Here is an 18,053-nt window from a genome sequence, read left to right on the forward strand (position 1 = left end):
TCCTTCTTTTTCAAATGTTTAAACTCATGTAAAGCTTTTGGATACTGATTACCTGTGAAATTTGTCAGACTTGGGTCTTAGTCATCAAGTCTGACCAACCTTAATTTTGTGCATTTTCACAAAGAATTGGTATAACAATTTTTCTAACAACCGTATTCATCTATCAGGATTATACCATCAAAAAGAACACTGTTAAAGAGCAGGTTTGGGGTTTTTATCCAAAATGTTGAATCTGTAGCTGATGTGTGGTAACTTTACACGTAAGAGTTGAGGTCAGTTTTGTCACTAAATTCTGAGAGAAAAGAGCTATTAAGTATTGACCTCTATCACACTATCTGCTTAGTAGCTTACAGAAGAACTATTCATGGACTCTTCTATATTCAGTTTTGATGTATAAATGATTTCTGACTCTTCATTTATAGACTAGCTGGACAACTCAGTTGAATAAATAGTTATACCTAAATAAGGACATTAGTAAGCATGAATTCTCAAGATAAAATTTTGCGAACTAGCCTGACAGACAATATTGATTATCCTGAATTTTGTTTAAAAGCTAGTTTAGATTATTCCATATTCAAAGATTTTCGTCGCAATGAAGTATACAAAATTGCATTAGAACACGACGACTTCGACCAAGGCTTAGAATATCTTGAAGCAACCAATACGTCTAAGTCTTCCTCTAATGTATTGAGTAAGGTTAATGAATTTCAGAAAAATGATCGGATTGGCAATCCTATAGTTTTTGATTACGAGGGCATTGGTACAATTGCACCACCTACCCTCCGATACATAAAAATTCTGTCAGATTTGGAATCTGAATTTGGCACTCTAGACAACTTAAATATATGTGAAATCGGAGTTGGTTATGGAGGACTGTGCAGAATTATCAGTAGTTATTTCAACGTAAAAACCTATACATTGGTTGACCTGAAACCAGTGCTAATGTTAGCTCAAAGATATTTAGACCATTACCCGTTAAACACGACGCTGAACTATAAGACAATGAATGAATTGTCTAAAAATAATTATGATCTTGTAATTAGCAATTATGCCTTTACTGAACTGAGACGAGAAATACAAGATGTTTATCTAGAAAAGGTGCTTCTTTCTGCCACAAAAGGCTATATTACATACAATGAAATCAATCCAGAAGATTTTAATTCATATACAAAAGAAGAGTTAATTAAAATCATTCCTACAATCAGAGTAAATAAAGAAGTTGGAATATTACACCCGAAAGATTGTACTTTAGTTTGGTAAAAAACATTACCGTATTTATCAAAATGGAATAAAACTTAGGGAGATATTTAACAGCCCAATACATCACTCAAAACTTAAGTGACATCCTCTTAAAATTAAAAGTATTGGGCAATATAACGGTTCCCAGTTGAGTGAGGTACAAAAACCCCACCCCCAACCCCCTCCCCGCTCTTCGATAGGGGGCTATGATGTATCTCATTTGATTAGGAAAAGCTATAGTAACCATTTATTCTATAATAGAATACGTTGATTTCATTGTGATATAAATTTGATGGTAAACTCTACCGTTCCTTCTTTCTTAAATAGCTTTTTAGAAAATTCATTTGACTTAAAACATCATTTACAATGTTTTTTAAATTTAGATCCAGAAACCATAGAGACAAAGTTAGCAGCAGGACAAGAGGAAATAAAAAACTTAGGACGCAAAGATTTTAATTGGGAAGAAGCAACTGCTTTCTATCGTGAAAAAGTAGGAGAACTTTACTTATTTGAATTAGGGGCTTGGCATCTATCAAGTTATGCTTATATTGGAGAGATGTTGCGGCTAATTGCAGATTATGCTCAAGGGAGAGTATTAGATTTTGGTGGTGGAATAGGAACTCATGCCCTTGGTGCTGCTCTTTGTCCACAAGTGGAGCAAGTTATTTATTATGATATTAATCCGATTAATCGTGATTTTGTTCAGTATCGAGCAGAGAAAATGGGACTGGACAAAAAAATAATTTGTCCTCTTGATATGCCCGCGAAAGAGAAGTTTGATACTATTTTGTGTTTTGATGTTTTAGAACATGTTTCAGATCCTAGCCAGCAGTTATTAGAATTTTATCAATCTTTAAACTCTGAAGGTAAAATGATAGTGAATTGGTATTTCTTTAAAGGTTTCAATCAAGAATTCCCTTTTCATTTAGACGATCCTAAAGTAGTAGAAACATTTTTCCATACACTTCAGAGTCAATTTTTAGAGGTTTTTCACCCTTACCTGATTACAACTCGCTGCTACCGGAAGCAGAGTTGAATTGCATATTTTTTGGATGGAGCCATAGCGAAATCCGATAAATACAGCAGTTTTCTTTTGCATGAGGTACAAAGTTACGGGTTTTGAGGCAGGAGGCAGGAGGTAGAAACTCTTTATATGTGATGTGTGAGCCTTGCATTTTGTACCTCACTTACTTGCAAACCGCTGTATGTTGTTTAGGTGAAAAAATGATGTTTATAAAAATACATTGACGACGGAAATGTACCATAAATTATTATTTATGTCCACCCCGATGGGCCCGCTAGGTTCAGGATTGGGAGGCGGAGTAGAGTTGACTCTATCTAATATTGCTACAGAGATGCTGCGGCGAGGGCATAAATTAGAAATTGTTGCACCGCAAGGGTCTATCAGCGACTCATTACCGATTAGAGGAATTCCCGGTGAACTAATACAGATACCAGCGCAAAATCAGAGTCGTAACGAGCCAATTTTGCTGCATAAAAATTCTGTTTTGGCGAATATGTGGAATTATGCTCGCCAAGTGCAAGCAGATTATGATTTGATTGTGAATTTTGCTTATGATTGGTTGCCACTATATTTAACACCATTTTTTAACTGTGCGATCGCACATCTGATCAGCATGGGTTCGTTGACAGACGCAATGGATGAGATTATTGAACAAGTAGCAATCAGTTTTCCGGGTAGTATCGGTGTTCACAGTCAAACCCAAGCAGCTACTTTCACATTTGCAGAACGGTGTATTTGTCTGTTAAATGGCATGGATTTATCTATTTATCAGTTTTGCCAGGAACCAACTCAGAGCTTGGCGTGGGTAGGTAGGATAGCTCCTGAAAAAGGACTAGAGGATGCAGTAGCAGCAGCAGAAATCACCGGTATTACACTGAAAATATTCGGGTTAAAACAGGATCTATCTTACTGGGAGAAAATTTGTCAAGAATATCCTAATGCTCCTATAGAATATATAGGATTTTTACCAACAGTTGAGTTACAAAAGGAGCTAGGTAAATGTCAAGCACTTTTAGTAACTCCTCGTTGGATAGAAGCATTTGGAAATGTAGCAATAGAAGCGCTTGCTTGTGGAGTACCTTTAATTGCTTATCGTCGCGGTGGTTTAACAGAAATTGTCCAAGAAGGAAAAACTGGTTTTTTGGTGGAACCTGATAGTGTTCAAGGTTTAGTAGATGCTATTAAGCATTTGGATGAAATTGACCGACAAACTTGTCGCCAGCAAGCAGAAACCCTATATTCTTTAGAAGCTATGGGCGATCGCACTGAAGAGTGGTTTAAAATAATTCGTAATTCGTAATTCGTAATTCGTAATTCGTAATGTTGTAATCCAGAAGTAGATTAATTTTTGAGACTAATCTGGATGATAACCTAAAGCTACAATATTTGTGTTCAACTATGGCGCGATCGCTAATATCCCCGCATTTCCATCTAAAGTTACCTCTACACCCACTGGTAAAGCTGCATTGGGACTATCGTGGCCAAAAGGTAAGTCAGAGACAACAGGAATACCCAAATCACCCAAGCGATCGCGCAATACTTCTTCTACACTAAAGCTAGATACAGTTGGCGGTGCTTCACAGCGAGTAAAACCGCCTAAAGCAATACCGCAGACTTGAGATAAAGCACCGCTCAAACGCCATTGTGTCAGCATCCTATCGATGCGATAGGGTGCTTCTGTGACATCTTCTAACGCCAGAATTACACCATCCAAATGTGGCAAAACTGGTGTAGCTAAAAGGTTAGTAGCCACCGTGAGATTACCTGGTAACAAAGTACCAGTTACTACGCCGCCATCCCACCCGCAACCTTTGAGAGGTGCGAGAGGACGACCTTCTACCAAATCGAATAATCGCTCAACTGACCAATCTGGCTCATCTGCCAAGGTTGTCAGTACAGGAGCATGAACGCCGGAAATTCCTGCTATATAAAGGCTCCATAATAAAGCTGTGATATCAGAAAAGCCTATAAGCCACTTGGGAATGGCTGAATTTTGTTGCCAATTCCAATCTTCTAAAATGCGGGTGCTGCCAAAACCGCCTCTGGTACAGAGAATACCCCGACAATCAGGATCTTGCCACGCTGCTGCTAATTGCTGACGGCGGGTTTCGTCTTTTCCTGCCAGATAACCCCATTTGTCATCTATCTGAGGGCTGATTTCTACTCGATAACCACGCGATCGCCAAATTTCTAAACCCCGTTCAAATGCTTCAAATTCTCGCAAAGCACCACTAGGGGCAATTACTCGTACTAAGTCTCCAGGTTTTAGGGGCGGTGGTAAGATTTTGGATGGCATGAAAAAAGTTAGGGGTGAGGAGAGACGCGATTCATCGCGTCTGTACAAGGGGTTAAGAATAAAGACTATACCTCAGAACTCCGATCAAATTTTGTTGAATAATTTTTCAAATTACCGAGTGTTCCCATAATTACGGTGAGGATTGCACAAACTGAAAGGAAACGTTAGCAGTCAAAGGCTCTGGTAATGGTTTTCCTTGTACTTGGTAATCTTCAATCAAAAGTTCCAGCACCTCCTCACCATTATTGAGAGCATCGGCGTAGGTATTTCCATGAGTGTGTGCATAAGGGCCAAACTCAGGTAGGCTGACAATGTACTTTTTATCTTCCATCGACCACTGAATTACAATACTGTATTGTGGTTTCATTAAATATTTTGTCATGATTATCTGGGAAAATCTCAGACCTACAGGGACAATACATTAGATAAGCTAATCAGCATTTAAGTTGCATCATCAGGGCGGGCAAGATGCCCACCCCACATGAGATTGATAAAATTTTAATATGCAAATTAGATGTGTTTTATAGCGGTTCTCGCTTGGATGCAATACAGTTTGACCTCTCTCCAAACCTCTCTCCTAAAAGGAGAGAGGCTTTGAATCTTACTCCCCAACGCTACAAGGGTTGGGGCTGGGGGTTAGGTCTGTATTGCACTCAACTGAGAACCGCTATAGCTTATCTTTAACGCTCTTCTATTACTCTCGTTAAATAAAAATTCAGAACCCTTGATTTTTAAGGCTTTGATAAATTTACGAGTAGGTTGGGTTGAGGGACGAAACCCAACACGAAAAACCCTTGGTTTTGTTGGGTTTCACTAAAGTTCAACCCAACCTACATTTTTTCTTTCATCAGAGTCATAAAAGAGCGTTAATCAGCAGTGCTAGCTTTTTGCGGTACAAGATAAATACCTCCAGAGATTAAAGTTAGGGCGACAGAAACCCAAAAGGCAATCAAAGAGGGAGTTTGCCACACTTCAGCCAGAGGTGCTATTAAAAGTGCGATCGCTATTATTTGACTAACAGTTTTGAGTTTACCCCAAATATTCGCCCCGGTAATCGTCGTTTGATTCACCCGCCAACCAGCGATCGCTAATTCTCGCGCTAAAATCAAAAACACTCCCCAAGCCGGGACTTTTCCTAGTTCAATAAAAACCAGCAACGGCGCAAGTACTAGAAGTTTATCCACTAAGGGATCGAGAAATTTACCCAATTCACTAATTTGGTTGAGTTTCCGCGCCAAATAGCCGTCTAACCAATCAGTCAATGCAGCAACAAGAAAAATCGCCAAACATATCCACTGAGCTTGAGGTGTGGGATTATATAAACCGTAAAGCAGAAATGGTATTCCCAATAGGCGAGAGAAGGTAATCCAGTTGGGTATGGTCATAATAATTCGTAATTCGTAATTCGTAATTCGTAATTCAAACTTCAAGATTAACAAGTGTAAAGCAACAAGTAGCCAAGCAAATATGCAAAATCTATGCAGATTAGTGTATCTGAGTGTGGCTGCGTGGGAAAATCTGTTTTCTGTAGTTCTCTTAAAACAATACTATGACTGAACACACAGACAACCAATTCCGCATCGAACGCGATTCGATGGGCGATCGCCAAATTCAAAGTAACTTTTATTACGGCATTCAAACGCTACGGGCAATCGAAAACTTTCCTATTAGCGGCATTAAGCCTTTAGCTACTTACGTAGATGCTGGACTAATAATTAAAAAAGCTACAGCAATTGTGAATGGAGAACTGAATTGCATCCCCCAAGATATTAGTCAGGCGATTGTCCAAGCAACTGATGAAATATTGGCTGGGAAGTTCCGGGATCAATTTGTTGTGGATGTTTATCAGGCGGGTGCTGGAACATCTCATCACATGAATGTCAACGAAGTTCTGGCAAATCGTGCCTTAGAAATTCTGGGTGAAGAAAAGGGTAATTATAAACGTGTTAGTCCTAACGATCACGTTAATTATGGGCAGTCTACCAATGATGTGATTCCGACGGCAATTCGGATTGGTGGATTATTGGCATTATCCAAGACATTGCACCCAGCAATAGATAGTGCGATCGCATCTTTAGAAAACAAAGCTGTAGAATTTCAAGATATCGTCAAATCTGGCAGAACCCACTTGCAAGACGCAGTACCCGTGCGTTTGGGTGAAAATTTCCGGGCTTGGGCGCAAATTCTTACAGAACACCAAAACCGGATTTACACCGCCTCTGGTGATTTAATGGTGCTGGGTTTGGGAGGTAGTGCAGCCGGAACGGGTTTAAATACTCATCCCCTATATCGCGCCCATGTGGTAGAAGTTCTTTCAGAATTGATTGATACACCTTTAGAACCCGCGCCCCATCTGATGGCAGCGATGCAGAGTATGGCCCCATTTGTAAATGTTTCCGGTGCTTTACGCAACTTAGCGCAGGATTTAGTCAAAATCTCTCATGATTTGCGGCTGATGGATTCGGGGCCAAAAACTGGGTTGAAAGAAATTCAACTCCCTCCAGTGCAACCCGGTTCATCAATTATGCCAGGGAAATATAACCCAGTCATGGCAGAGATGACATCAATGGTGTGTTTTCAGGTGATGGGTTACGACAGTGCGATCGCATTAGCCGCACAAGCCGGACAATTAGAATTAAATGTGATGATGCCACTGATTGGTTATAACTTGATTCACAGTATCGAAATTCTGGGTAATACCATTGCAGCCCTCACCGAACGCTGCATCGAGGGAATTACAGCTAACCAAGAACGTTGTTTAGCTTATGCTGAAGGCAGTTTAGCTTTAGTAACCGCACTAAATACCCACATCGGTTATTTAAACGCTGCTGCTGTCGCTAAAGAATCTTTAGAAACTGGTAAATCCCTACGGCAGATTGTTCTAGAACGCGGGTTGATGAGTGAAACAGACTTAGCCACAGTGTTAAATCTAGAACAAATGAGTGGTATCTTACCACTCAAAACAGAATAATAGATTATGGGGCATTGGGAATTGGGCACTTGTACTGAGCGAAGTCGAAGTATTGGGAATTGGGCATGAAGAAGAGACAAGGGAGATACTTGTTCAATAATTCCCCCTTGTCCCCCTTGTCCCCCTTGTCCCCCCACTCCCTCATCTCCCTCATCTCCCCTTGCTCCCATTCCCCACTCCTCTATCCCTTATCCATCCATGCAAACTCAAAAACCATCTCTTAGTCTCATTCGGGCTACATCTTACGAACAAGAGGCTTTAAGAAAATCCTTGCTAACTCTCCTGGAACCTTTTGGAGGAATAGCAGCATTTGTGAAAAAAGGCGATCGCGTTTTACTCAAACCTAATCTACTTACAGGGTCACGTCCTGGTAAAGAGTGTATCACGCGCGCCGAACTAGTTTACGAAGTTGCCCAGATGGTAATTGAGGTTGGCGGTAAGCCATTTTTAGGTGATAGTCCTGCTTTTGGTAGTGCTAAGGGCGTAGCAATAGCAAACGGCTATCTGCCTATTTTAGAAGAACTCAATCTTCCCATCATCGATTTTCACGGTCAGCGTTACCAAACTGTTAGTGATAATTTTAATCATCTGCGACTGTCTAAAGAAGCAATGGAAGCAGACGTAGTGATTAACCTACCTAAAGTTAAATCCCATGCCCAGTTGACATTAACACTGGGCGTAAAAAACTTGTTTGGTTGCGTCCCCGGTAAAATGAAAGCTTGGTGGCACATGGAAGCCGGAAAAGATGCGAATAGATTTGGTGAAATGTTAGTAGAAACTGCCAGGGCTATTAACCCTAACTTAACCATATTAGATGGCATCATCGGTCATGAAGGAAATGGTCCTAGTAATGGTGAACCTCGCCAACTGGGTATTTTAGCAGCCGCATCAGATATATTTGCCTTAGATAGGGCAATGGTAGAAATCCTCAATGTTCCTCCCGAACAAGTACCTACAGTTGCAGCTTCCCAAAGACTAGGAGTTTGTCCAGAACTTGCTGCTATCGAGTTTCCACATTTAAATCCTGACTTATTAAAAATAGAAGATTGGCAGCTACCAGACAAATTGATGCCCATCGATTTTGGTATGCCCCGCATAATTAAGTCTACCTTTAAGCATCTTTACACCCGATTTATCAAAGAACCAATTAGTGTTTATGGAAGGGAGTAGGGAGTGGGGAGTGGGGGGATGTGGTTCGACTTCGCTCACCAACCGGGGGATGAGGGAGAATTATTAAGAGAACTCCAAAAAATAAATTATCCAATTTCTGTACTTCACTACGATTTTCCCCCCCCTGCCCCCCTGCCCTTAAAGCGATGGGATATTTTTTTATTTGGAATGTTCTTAATCACCTTCGACACGCCAATTACTCCCAGTCGCCTGAGAACAATTTTCCCCTTGACAGACCAATAGTCTTATTAGATACCTAAACTGAACACGCATTTCTAGGGTGGCAGAATGTAAAATATTAACTTATTGTTTACCCAATTCTTTGTAAAAATCAGGGTGTCTAGTGTCAGAAGAATTTAGTTGCCAAATCTCACCGCCATTTTTGTCTGTTGGTAGCGATCGCGATCTGGGTTTAGATTCAACCCTCCAAGAACTACCAATGTACAACTTTCCAGTGGAAATCAATCACACTGGTATGGAAGTGGCTAATTTTTTAGAAAAATACCCGTTGTTACCAGGAATAATTTTGGTAGAACAGGGAAGGTTCATTGGGATGATTTCGCGGCGGCGGCTGCTAGAATTTTTGATTCGCCCATTCGGACAAGAGTTGTTGGTTCAGCAACCATTATCCGTTCTCTACAGCTATGCGCGGATACCGATGTTGCTGCTTGCGGATACAACATCGATTTTAACAGCGATGCAACTTAGCTTAAAGCGATCGCCAGAATTATTAGCAGAACCAATTGTAGTACAGACAGAATCAGGTGCTTATAGATTGTTAGATGTCCAAGAATTGAATATTATTTCTTGGCAAATTCGAGGAATCGACAATCTGGTGCGGTATGAACGCAGCCAAGCTCAAATGATTCAAAATGATAAAATGGCAAATCTGGGACGTTTGGTAGATGGTATAGCACATGAAATTTTAGACCCAGTGGGTTTTATTTGGGGGAACATAACTTATGTTTCAAACTACAGCCAAGATTTACTTAAGCTGATAGCTGCTTACAATCAAGAATTACCATCAGTTTCTCAGACAATTAATCAGATTAAAGAAGAGATTGAATTTGATTTTTTAGAACAAGATTTGTCGCGATCGCTTGCTAGTATCCGCACGGGAGCAGAAAGATTAAAAAAGCTAGTTACTAGTTTACAAAACTTCTGTCATATCGATGAACTATATCCAAAACCAGTAGATTTGCACGCTAGTATAGACAGTATTATTTTATTAATTAATAGCCGTCTTCAAGGAGAAATTGAAATCGTCAAATACTACGGTCAACTACCCCCAGTTTATTGCTTTATGGGGCAGATTAACCAGGTTTTGATGAATATTTTCAGCGAAGTTGTAGATACTTTACTTAATGAAGCTGTTCGACAGCAGTTGCATTTAGAAGAGACAAAAACTGTTCAAAAACCTCGAATTGAGATTACTACAGAAGTAATTTCGCAAGAAGCAAGCAATCCAAATGCACCAGATTCTCGTTGGGTCTTAATTCGCATTGCTGACAATGGCCCTGGAATGTCTCAAGAATTGCAACAGCAAATTATAGAGTCTTTTTCTTTGGAAACAAAGAATAGTAAAAATACTAGTTTAGCAGTAAGTTATCGAATCATCACTGTGAGGCATGGCGGTAAATTAAATTTCCATTCACAGATTGGTATAGGTACAAAGTTTGAAATTTTATTACCTTTACTTTGATTGATCAGAATTATGAATTTTAATTCATCCCCCGGCTACGAAAACACACCTTATTTGATCCACGCTCCCGCGTTTGCGATACTCGTAGACTCGCTAACTCCCCACTATCATTTTCATAAAAAGCCGTGGAGAAACTGAAGTCATTAGTACAAATGACAAATGACCAATGACAAATGACTAAACTTGTTGCTGAATAGGAATTTGAAGTACAAACTCCGTTCCTTTTCCAGGTGTCGAAAAAAATTCTAACTTGCCACCATGTTTTTCGGTGATAATTTGATAGCTGATAGCCATTCCCATTCCTGTTCCCTTACCGACAGGTTTTGTTGTAAAGAAGGGATTGAAAATCTTTTTTTGAATAGATTCTGGAATCCCAGATCCATTGTCAGCGATCGCAATTTTTATCCACTGCGAATCAACGACAGAGGTACTAATCATGATGCGACTGGGATTATCCCGGATTTCTTGATAAGTTCGTTTGGTATTGAATTCTTCTAGGGCATCGAGCGCATTTACTAGAATGTTCATAAACACCTGGTTGATCTGTCCGGCGCAGCATTCTACATGAGATAAATTGCCGTAGTCTCTAATGACCTGAATTGCGGGGTTTTTGTCAGTGGCTTTCAGGCGGTGTTGCAAAATCATTAAAGTATTGTCGATGCCTTCATGAATATCCACCGCTTTGAACTCACTTTCATCTAGGCGTGAGAAGTTACGTAGTGACAGCACAATATCCCGAATCCGCTCCGTCCCGATATTCATTGAATGCAATACCATAATCGCGTCTTTTTCTAAAAACTCTAAATCGATGGTTTTGCGTTCGCTTTGAATTTCAACGGGTGGGTTGGGAAAATAACGATGATAAAGCTGGACAAGTCGCAATAAGTCATGGGTGTATTGGCTTATATGGCTGATATTTCCGTAAATAAAGCTAACGGGATTGTTGATTTCATGAGCAATCCCAGCCACCATTTGACCCAGGGCAGACATTTTTTCGCTTTGAATCATTTGAGCTTGCATTTTATGCAAACTATCTAACGTATTTTCTAACTCTTGGCCTCTGTACTGCAAGTCCGTCTGAGACTCTTCTAACTCACAAATGACTTTCTTAAGTAAAAACTCCTTTGTTGCAATATCAGTTTCTAACTGGCGGCGTTCATTTTGGCAGCGTTCCAGCTTTTTTAGCAAGATGCGGTTTGTCTTTTCCAATTGCATCTGTATGGAATTGTCTTGGTTATCCATACACTACTCATTTTGTTCCTAATAACAGTGTTACAAACGTTTTATTATGAAATTGTGTTTGGCCTCCTCTCACCAAAGGAGCAATTTCACCGTAAGCGTAGAAACCACAGCAAGGCAATGCTTCTGGTAAATGAGTTTTGACAAGCTGATACTCCTCTCTAGTCAGAGTTCCCAAAATTCGCCGACGAGCTGCACAGGAAATAAGCAACGCTGCTGTTGGCTCTACACCGGGATAATCAGCTAGAGCATTTTTCAAGGATGTCTCCGAAGCTGACAGAATATTGTCACGAGTTGCATCGGTGATTTGTACAACAGCCTGTTCAGGAATATCTAAGAAGAACTTCACGCTACCAGACTGTTGATCGTAGCCATTGGGTGCCCGCAAATAGAAATGATCTCGATCCTCATAAACTGCCAGCGCATGGATGGCATAGTTGGACGCAAATTTTTCTTCACCCAGATAGTGCTGGTAGAAATCTAAGGCACGCTGTCCATCAATTTCATAGACTATGTTGCCATCCACTTTAGTTACACGCCTACGTTGACTGATGGGAGTCCAACCACTGGCAACTCCGTGAGAAAAGAGTAGTTGTCCAGAGAACAGCAGCACTGGAATTGAATCACTCAAGACTTCACCTTGGAAGAATTGGTAGGTTTTGTCAAAGGTATAGTCATCGGCAGTCATTCCCCCAATGATGGGAACATGGACTCCCAAGCTTTGTTTTAAACCTTCTAAAATTAAGACTCCATTGCTCGTCAGACTATCGGGAAAGGTAAGGCACAATTGTGGTGAGGATGCACTCTTTGCCTTTGCTTGGGCGATCGCTTTTTGGGCTGCAAGGATTGGATTTTTGGATGCTCCTCGTCCAATACCTGCCCGAATTTCCACTTCATCGCTCGCAAACAGCATTAAGGTCAGAGAATCTTGCTGAAACTCCAAAATTGAAGAGATTTCTCCATTTGTAGTTCCACCAATCAACTCAATTCCGGGGAAAGCATTCTGGATGCGTTGTAAAATTAACACATGGTCAAAGTCTATAGCAGTGAATAAAATTCCAGCTTGAGGAATTTCTCCTGCTAGAGAACGACTACATTCTTGAAGAACTTCAGCGATCGCATTTTGAGAATCAGGATCGTCGCTATGACCAACAACAACTCTAAACACAACTACCTCATTGTAAGTTTGAATACCAAGTGCTAGGGCGTGTTTTCAAACTACTGGTTTAGCCCCCCTTTTTAAGGGGGTTGGGGGGATCTAAGACTTTGAAAACACGCCCTAATCCAATTCGGATGTCAGCACCCAGCAACCTACACTTAGACTTCCCACTTACTTGCACTAAATCTCAATTCACCTGACTTTTTATCAGAGGAGGCAGGAGGCAGGAAGCAGGGGGGCAGAGGGGAGGAGGCAGAAGTTCTTTAATTTTGAATTTTGAATTTTGAATTGATTTCTCCCTCATCTCCCTCATCTTCCCAGTCCCCAGTCCCCCGTTCAATTCATCTGCAATAAATTTTCGCCCCGTTGGTAAATTTCCCGCGCGTAATCAGTCCAAGCGCCTTGTCCCCAATAACGAAAACAACTGGTTTGCAGCAAAAGGTTGTGTAGAAGAACGTTACGGTATTGAGATTGTCTAGCGATCGGTTCTGCTGAGTCAAGTTGCTGTAATTGATCAAATTTTTGATGAAATAAACTGCTTAATTGATACATGGGAGACAACACATTTTCATATCCTTTTACCCAACTGATATGATTTGTCCACGAGGCTCCATCCAGATGAAAATTAGAGTTTGTTTGCTTTAATTCAAGAATTGCATTCTCTACAGCTTGCGGTTGAATATTATCTGGTGAAACTCGCTCCCAAATTTGATGTTGTCCCACTGGCTGACAAGTTGGATAGTCTTCAGGTTTGCATCCTGCTGCTTCGATTAATTCTAAATATTCTGTACCACACATCCCAACTACACCTGATTTTCCTCCGCCGTTATTTACCATATCCCACCAAGCTTGTTTAAAAGCGCTAGGAAATTCATTCATCATCACGCCGCCATTTTCACCATCACCGATTTGGCTAACTATTGGTGGTACAAATACACTGCCAATTTGTTGTTTGGATAATGTCTTCGCTTCATAATAAGGCTGCATCTGAGCAACTAATTTAGTATCGGAGCCTTGAGTTTTAATTAAAGCTGTGATGCTAATTGTTTCACCTTGAGAATTACGGGCAATTAGACGATGTGGTAAATGTTTATGAGTGAGAGATTGGCCAGTAAGAGTTTCTACAGAATGTTCTTGAACGAGTAACCAGCGATATCCACATTCTTTCAGCGCTTTCACAAATTCAAAGAGAGCATCAGGGTGATTTGGTAGGTGCATTTCTGGGGGCGAAAATCCTTTGACTCGCGCTAGTGCTTCCCAGCCAAAAATTGCCGCAAAGTGATGTTGCCATGCGACGATATGCAATTTAATATCTGCTATGGGTGTAGAAGGAATAACTGCATGGCCCCACATTGTACCCAGCCATTCTACATAAGGTTGATAGGTGCGATCGCAAGTAATCCGCTTGAGACTATCGAGAACATCACCGCGTCCCATTTGTCGCAGTCCCCACAGAAGATTACCAGAGTAATCCAACATCACACGGGGATTGCAACCTTGACTTACAAGTTCGGGGATCAAGTCACCCATGCGGCTGTAACAATGGGTAAAAGGATCTGCATTGTGGTTATCCCCTTCATGAGGATGTTCAAACATATATTGCAGATTGCTGATGAGTGTACCGCCATTTCCAGCAGGTATAGTTGGCTGGTGCATGTGTAAGGCGATCGCAAATACAGCATTAACGTCTTCTAAGCGGATATTCGTTGTTGGTAAAAATACAGGCTCATCACGGTTAACTACAGAGATAACCTCTGTTTCCCAACCAGAAATATTCGGCAAGCCATCAATGATTTCGGGCAAAGGAGTCAGGGTTGTGGGGAAGGAAAGCATTTCTGATTGCTCCGAAACAAGGTATGTCTAATTATGCGATCGCACAGCAATTTCTGATCTGCAACTTTATTTATTGATGCAAACTGCGATCGTCTTGTAGTCCTGCAATATCTGTAATTCAACAGTTTGGATATCCCACTTATGTAGGAAGTGTTGGAAAATATACAGCAATCTTCTTTAATTTTGTTGCTAGAAGCATACAGATGTACGCCCCTACAGCCGATTAATTATGTTGCAAAGATTTTTGGAAATGGTATGATACAACTCGAAATTAAGAAATTTAGATTTCATCTGGATTTCTAGATTTGAATCCGTTGCCCTATTCTAAATAAGCTGTAAAATCCACAGAAACTATACACAGTCAATATTAGTATTTATCAAGATAAAATTTTCTCTTCTATGCTTTACGCACATTTAATTTTAGGAGGGGTCTAATGAAACTAAAACAATTTGGAATTACATTTTTGAGTGTTTGTATTGCTACTTTTTCGGGAGTGAAAGCAGCAGAGGCGGCATCATTTTCGGTAATTGCCGACGGTCTTAATAATCCACGGGGTCTAAGTTTTGGTACTGATGGGAGTCTCTACGTCACCGAAGCAGGAACAGGCGGCAGTGGAGCTTGTGTTCCTTCACCGAGTGCCGCAGGTCAATCTTTATGTTATGGCACAACTGGTGCAGTGACAAAAATAGGAAATGGTACGCAAGAACGTGTACTTACAGGACTTCCTTCTTTAGCATTACCAGATGGTACTGATACTGCTGGGCCTCATGATATCAAATTTGATGCTACTGGCAAGCCTTATATTGCAGTTGGGTATGCTTCTAATCCCACATTTCGCGCCACATTAGGTAACACTGACTTAGGAAAAATTATCACTGCTAATTTCAATACAAATTCCTGGACTAGTGTTGCTGATTTAGCTAATTATGAACTTGCAAATAATCCCGATCGAGGCGATCTAATTAGCAATCCCTTCTCTCTTCTTTTAGATGGAAATAATATTGTTGCAGTTGATACTGGCGGTAATGATTTACTCAGCGTAGGGACTGATGGAAGTAATTTAAAGGCGATCGCCACAATTCCCCGGCAGACATTAACTAATCCAATTTTTCCCTCTGGTGCATCGTCATCGCCATTTGAAATCCAAGCAGTACCCACAAATGTCGCCAAAGGCCCAGATGGCGCTTATTATATTAGCCAATTAACTGGTTTTCCTTTTCCAGAAGGTGAAGCAAAAATCTACCGAGTTGGTGCTGATGGTCAACCAACAGTTTATACCGATGGCTTTACCCAACTTACTGACTTAGCTTTTGATACTGAGGGTAATTTATATGCTTTACAGTACGCTAATCAGTCACTCTGGAAAGGTAATCTAGATGGTTCTGTGATTAAAATAGCGAGCGATGGGACTCGCACAACTATTCTTAGTGGCAATGGATTAGAGTCTCCTACTGCTTTAACTATTGGTGCTGATGGTGCTATTTACGTGACAAACCGAGGCGATCGCCCTGGACTTGGACAAGTTATCAAAATAGAGAATTCCAAGTCTGTTCCTGAATCTACTTCTACTTTCAGCTTATTAGCGTTTCTTGGCACTGTGAGCGTTACTTTGTTGCACAAGGGTAAAGCCAAGGGACTTTCCAACTAAAAAAATATCCCATCGCTTTGGTGAGCAGGGAAAGCAGGGGGCGTAGGGGAGGCAGGGGAGGAAGAATCTAACGATCATCTTCGCTCCCAAAATTGAATAATTTAATTTCTGGAAATCCCCAAAGACTGAAGATTTCGGGCAAGTTTGTTCAGGAATGCTGAATGTTGAGTCACCGATCGCCCTCGTTGTCTCCCCTTCTCTACGAGACGCTACGCGAAGGGATAAGTTTTTCAATAGGCCGTTGTCTTCTGGGTGCTGGCGGAGTTGCTATTCGTAAAATTAGCTCTAACAACCAAGGAGCAAGGCGTTGACACAATACGGCTAAATGACTTTGCCAGCCGACTAAAATTTCTGGTGAATCATTTTGCATTCCGGCGACGAGTGCTTTCGCTACTTGCTGGGGAGTCATGGGGATCACCCAGCGAAATAATTTTAAGTCGCGCACCATGTCTGTGTCTGTGAGCGAAGGCAATAATGCAATCACTCGGATATTGTGTTCAGCTAGTTCTTGGCGCAAGGCTTGGGTAAACCCTAAGATGGCAAACTTGGTAGCTGAGTAAGTCGCCATTGTTGGTGCTGCTACTTTCCCCATCAGACTCGACACATTGACGATTGTCCCTTGCCTTTGGCTGGCCATACGTCGAGCAATCAGACTCGTGAGGTTGTACATCCCTAACAAGTTCACAGAGAGTTCTTCTTGAACTTGAGGCATCTTAGATTGCAAAAATGAGGTTTGGTATGCAACTCCCGCACAATTAACCAGTAGGTGAATCTGTCCGAAATTGCGCCACAGTTGGGCAACAGCGATATTTACTTCAATTGTCTGCGTTAAATCTAATGCCACGATCGCAGTTTCTGTTCCCATCGCCTCAATTTCGTTAGCTACCTCAACTAACTTTTGGCGATCACGTGCTACCAATATCAGCCGCTTGATGCCTTGTTGCGCTAGTTCGAGAGCGATCGCTCGTCCAATCCCACGCGAAGCCCCTGTAATCAGGGCAACTTTACCTTGAATCTCCATTGGTTTTATCCTCCAAAATCTAAGTCTTACCAACCTCTTCGTTATTGCCGATATACACAATCAAGAGCTACTCGCTTGTCGGCACAAGGTAAGACAAATAATCTATTGCAATTGAAATCAAACTGAAACTAAGCCTTTGGCAACGAGATATTTCTTGGTTAATCTGCAATCCCTCATAATTGTCTATACGAGGCAGAAATTTATCGTTTTTAACCCGTCAAAGCCTAACATACTTGGCTGAATGGGCATAGCTCATAGATTTTATTTCTCCTAGATCAGAGCGTTCATCAGCATCGTTGTCATACACACGTTAGCAATTAAATCAAGGTATTGCAATATTCTTTAATCAGGATTTCTTAATACTTCTTAACGACAAGCATATATATATAAAAGATTTTATTAAATAAGTTTTTATAAATTCCTCAGTACAAATATCTCACTTTCCTGACAAATAGCCTTTTTTTGGGCAATTGTTATATCTAATTCATCTGTTAGGAACAAGAAAGACATATATTTGGGTTTATGGTTGCAATAGTTAGAGTTCCTGACTAACGGGCAGATTTCTATCAGCATATTTACTGATTTATTGAAAATATAGATTGAGGATTTTTATTTTTTAAAAAAGTAGAATAGGGCTAGATTCTTGTCTTGAATATCTGCTAAAACTTTAAGACAAATGCTAATTTGTCTAGGTTTATAGCATTTCCTAGTCTAGTGAGGTACAGTAACAACAATGAGTAAACCAATTAC

The 18,053-nt window shown here is 40.7% G+C and carries 14 protein-coding genes; 7 read left to right on the forward strand and 7 right to left on the reverse strand.

Annotation, left to right across the window (positions count from 1 at the left end; all coding sequences use genetic code 11):
- The first annotated feature begins 480 nt into the window (after window positions 1–480).
- The 3 genes from HWQ36_RS25220 (at window position 481) to HWQ36_RS25230 (ending at window position 3,563) form a co-directional block, all read left to right on the forward strand.
- Entirely contained in the window at window positions 481–1,260 is a 780-nt protein-coding gene (locus HWQ36_RS25220) for a putative sugar O-methyltransferase (RefSeq protein ID WP_292707861.1), read from the forward strand.
- A 271-nt stretch (window positions 1,261–1,531) separates the two neighbouring features.
- On the forward strand, window positions 1,532–2,275 hold the full coding sequence (locus HWQ36_RS25225) for a methyltransferase domain-containing protein (protein ID WP_292707863.1): 744 nt from the start codon (window positions 1,532–1,534) through the stop codon (window positions 2,273–2,275).
- Between the two features lie 241 nt (window positions 2,276–2,516).
- Window positions 2,517–3,563, forward strand: coding sequence for a glycosyltransferase family 4 protein (locus HWQ36_RS25230; RefSeq protein ID WP_366829664.1), 1,047 nt, complete (start codon window positions 2,517–2,519; stop codon window positions 3,561–3,563).
- A 96-nt stretch (window positions 3,564–3,659) separates the two neighbouring features.
- Here HWQ36_RS25230 and HWQ36_RS25235 read toward each other — a convergent pair whose 3' ends face one another.
- From HWQ36_RS25235 to pgsA, 3 genes are all read right to left on the reverse strand, one after another.
- Complete coding sequence (locus HWQ36_RS25235; RefSeq protein WP_292707868.1) at window positions 3,660–4,559, reverse strand: LD-carboxypeptidase; 900 nt, start codon at window positions 4,557–4,559, stop codon at window positions 3,660–3,662.
- Between the two features lie 130 nt (window positions 4,560–4,689).
- Window positions 4,690–4,926, reverse strand: coding sequence for a type II toxin-antitoxin system HicB family antitoxin (locus HWQ36_RS25240; protein WP_292707896.1), 237 nt, complete (start codon window positions 4,924–4,926; stop codon window positions 4,690–4,692).
- A gap of 499 nt (window positions 4,927–5,425) precedes the next feature.
- A complete protein-coding gene (gene pgsA, locus HWQ36_RS25245; protein WP_292707871.1) occupies window positions 5,426–5,944 on the reverse strand; it encodes a CDP-diacylglycerol--glycerol-3-phosphate 3-phosphatidyltransferase in 519 nt (172 codons plus the stop codon).
- A 164-nt stretch (window positions 5,945–6,108) separates the two neighbouring features.
- Between pgsA and HWQ36_RS25250 the strand changes: the two genes are divergently transcribed.
- The 3 genes from HWQ36_RS25250 to HWQ36_RS25260 all read left to right on the forward strand — a co-directional run bounded on the left by HWQ36_RS25250 (window position 6,109) and on the right by HWQ36_RS25260 (window position 10,402).
- The gene (locus HWQ36_RS25250) at window positions 6,109–7,530 is read left to right on the forward strand and encodes an aspartate ammonia-lyase (protein WP_292707873.1); all 1,422 of its coding nucleotides are present in this window, start codon (window positions 6,109–6,111) and stop codon (window positions 7,528–7,530) included.
- Window positions 7,531–7,728: 198 nt separating this feature from the next.
- Window positions 7,729–8,700, forward strand: coding sequence for a DUF362 domain-containing protein (locus tag HWQ36_RS25255; protein WP_292707876.1), 972 nt, complete (start codon window positions 7,729–7,731; stop codon window positions 8,698–8,700).
- A gap of 343 nt (window positions 8,701–9,043) precedes the next feature.
- Window positions 9,044–10,402 carry an ATP-binding protein gene (locus tag HWQ36_RS25260; RefSeq protein ID WP_292707879.1) on the forward strand — a complete coding sequence of 453 codons (1,359 nt, stop codon included), beginning with the start codon at window positions 9,044–9,046 and terminating at the stop codon, window positions 10,400–10,402.
- A gap of 177 nt (window positions 10,403–10,579) precedes the next feature.
- Here the strand turns inward: HWQ36_RS25260 and HWQ36_RS25265 are convergent, their stop codons facing one another.
- The 3 genes from HWQ36_RS25265 to HWQ36_RS25275 all read right to left on the reverse strand — a co-directional run bounded on the left by HWQ36_RS25265 (window position 10,580) and on the right by HWQ36_RS25275 (window position 14,633).
- Window positions 10,580–11,644 (reverse strand): ATP-binding protein, encoded by a 1,065-nt coding sequence (locus tag HWQ36_RS25265; protein WP_292707881.1) that lies wholly within the window; start codon window positions 11,642–11,644, stop codon window positions 10,580–10,582.
- A 7-nt stretch (window positions 11,645–11,651) separates the two neighbouring features.
- The gene (locus HWQ36_RS25270) at window positions 11,652–12,809 is read right to left on the reverse strand and encodes an FIST N-terminal domain-containing protein (protein ID WP_292707884.1); all 1,158 of its coding nucleotides are present in this window, start codon (window positions 12,807–12,809) and stop codon (window positions 11,652–11,654) included.
- Window positions 12,810–13,136: 327 nt separating this feature from the next.
- Window positions 13,137–14,633: a glycosyl hydrolase family 57 gene (locus tag HWQ36_RS25275; RefSeq protein ID WP_292707885.1), complete on the reverse strand. Its 1,497-nt coding sequence runs from the start codon at window positions 14,631–14,633 to the stop codon at window positions 13,137–13,139.
- A gap of 434 nt (window positions 14,634–15,067) precedes the next feature.
- On the opposite strand from HWQ36_RS25275, the gene HWQ36_RS25280 reads away from it, so the two are divergent.
- A complete protein-coding gene (locus tag HWQ36_RS25280; RefSeq protein ID WP_292707888.1) occupies window positions 15,068–16,282 on the forward strand; it encodes a ScyD/ScyE family protein in 1,215 nt (404 codons plus the stop codon).
- A gap of 199 nt (window positions 16,283–16,481) precedes the next feature.
- On the opposite strand, the gene HWQ36_RS25285 is transcribed toward HWQ36_RS25280, so the two are convergent.
- Complete coding sequence (locus HWQ36_RS25285; protein ID WP_292707891.1) at window positions 16,482–17,303, reverse strand: SDR family NAD(P)-dependent oxidoreductase; 822 nt, start codon at window positions 17,301–17,303, stop codon at window positions 16,482–16,484.
- Window positions 17,304–18,053 lie beyond the last annotated feature (750 nt).

This window comes from Nostoc sp. NMS2 (genome assembly GCF_017115105.1).
Taxonomy (GTDB): Bacteria; Cyanobacteriota; Cyanobacteriia; order Cyanobacteriales; family Nostocaceae; genus Nostoc.

Bases quoted from the DNA above. Each gene is read 5' to 3' on its own strand.
- HWQ36_RS25285 (WP_292707891.1), bottom strand. From the start codon at position 17,303: ATGGAGATTCAAGGTAAAGTTGCCCTGATTACAGGGGCTTCGCGTGGG.
- HWQ36_RS25255 (WP_292707876.1), top strand. From the start codon at position 7,729: ATGCAAACTCAAAAACCATCTCTTAGTCTCATTCGGGCTACATCTTAC.
- HWQ36_RS25265 (WP_292707881.1), bottom strand. From the start codon at position 11,644: ATGGATAACCAAGACAATTCCATACAGATGCAATTGGAAAAGACAAAC.
- HWQ36_RS25280 (WP_292707888.1), top strand. From the start codon at position 15,068: ATGAAACTAAAACAATTTGGAATTACATTTTTGAGTGTTTGTATTGCT.
- HWQ36_RS25230 (WP_366829664.1), top strand. From the start codon at position 2,517: ATGTCCACCCCGATGGGCCCGCTAGGTTCAGGATTGGGAGGCGGAGTA.
- HWQ36_RS25235 (WP_292707868.1), bottom strand. From the start codon at position 4,559: ATGCCATCCAAAATCTTACCACCGCCCCTAAAACCTGGAGACTTAGTA.
- HWQ36_RS25250 (WP_292707873.1), top strand. From the start codon at position 6,109: ATGACTGAACACACAGACAACCAATTCCGCATCGAACGCGATTCGATG.
- HWQ36_RS25275 (WP_292707885.1), bottom strand. From the start codon at position 14,633: ATGCTTTCCTTCCCCACAACCCTGACTCCTTTGCCCGAAATCATTGAT.
- HWQ36_RS25225 (WP_292707863.1), top strand. From the start codon at position 1,532: ATGGTAAACTCTACCGTTCCTTCTTTCTTAAATAGCTTTTTAGAAAAT.
- HWQ36_RS25240 (WP_292707896.1), bottom strand. From the start codon at position 4,926: ATGAAACCACAATACAGTATTGTAATTCAGTGGTCGATGGAAGATAAA.
- HWQ36_RS25220 (WP_292707861.1), top strand. From the start codon at position 481: ATGAATTCTCAAGATAAAATTTTGCGAACTAGCCTGACAGACAATATT.
- pgsA (WP_292707871.1), bottom strand. From the start codon at position 5,944: ATGACCATACCCAACTGGATTACCTTCTCTCGCCTATTGGGAATACCA.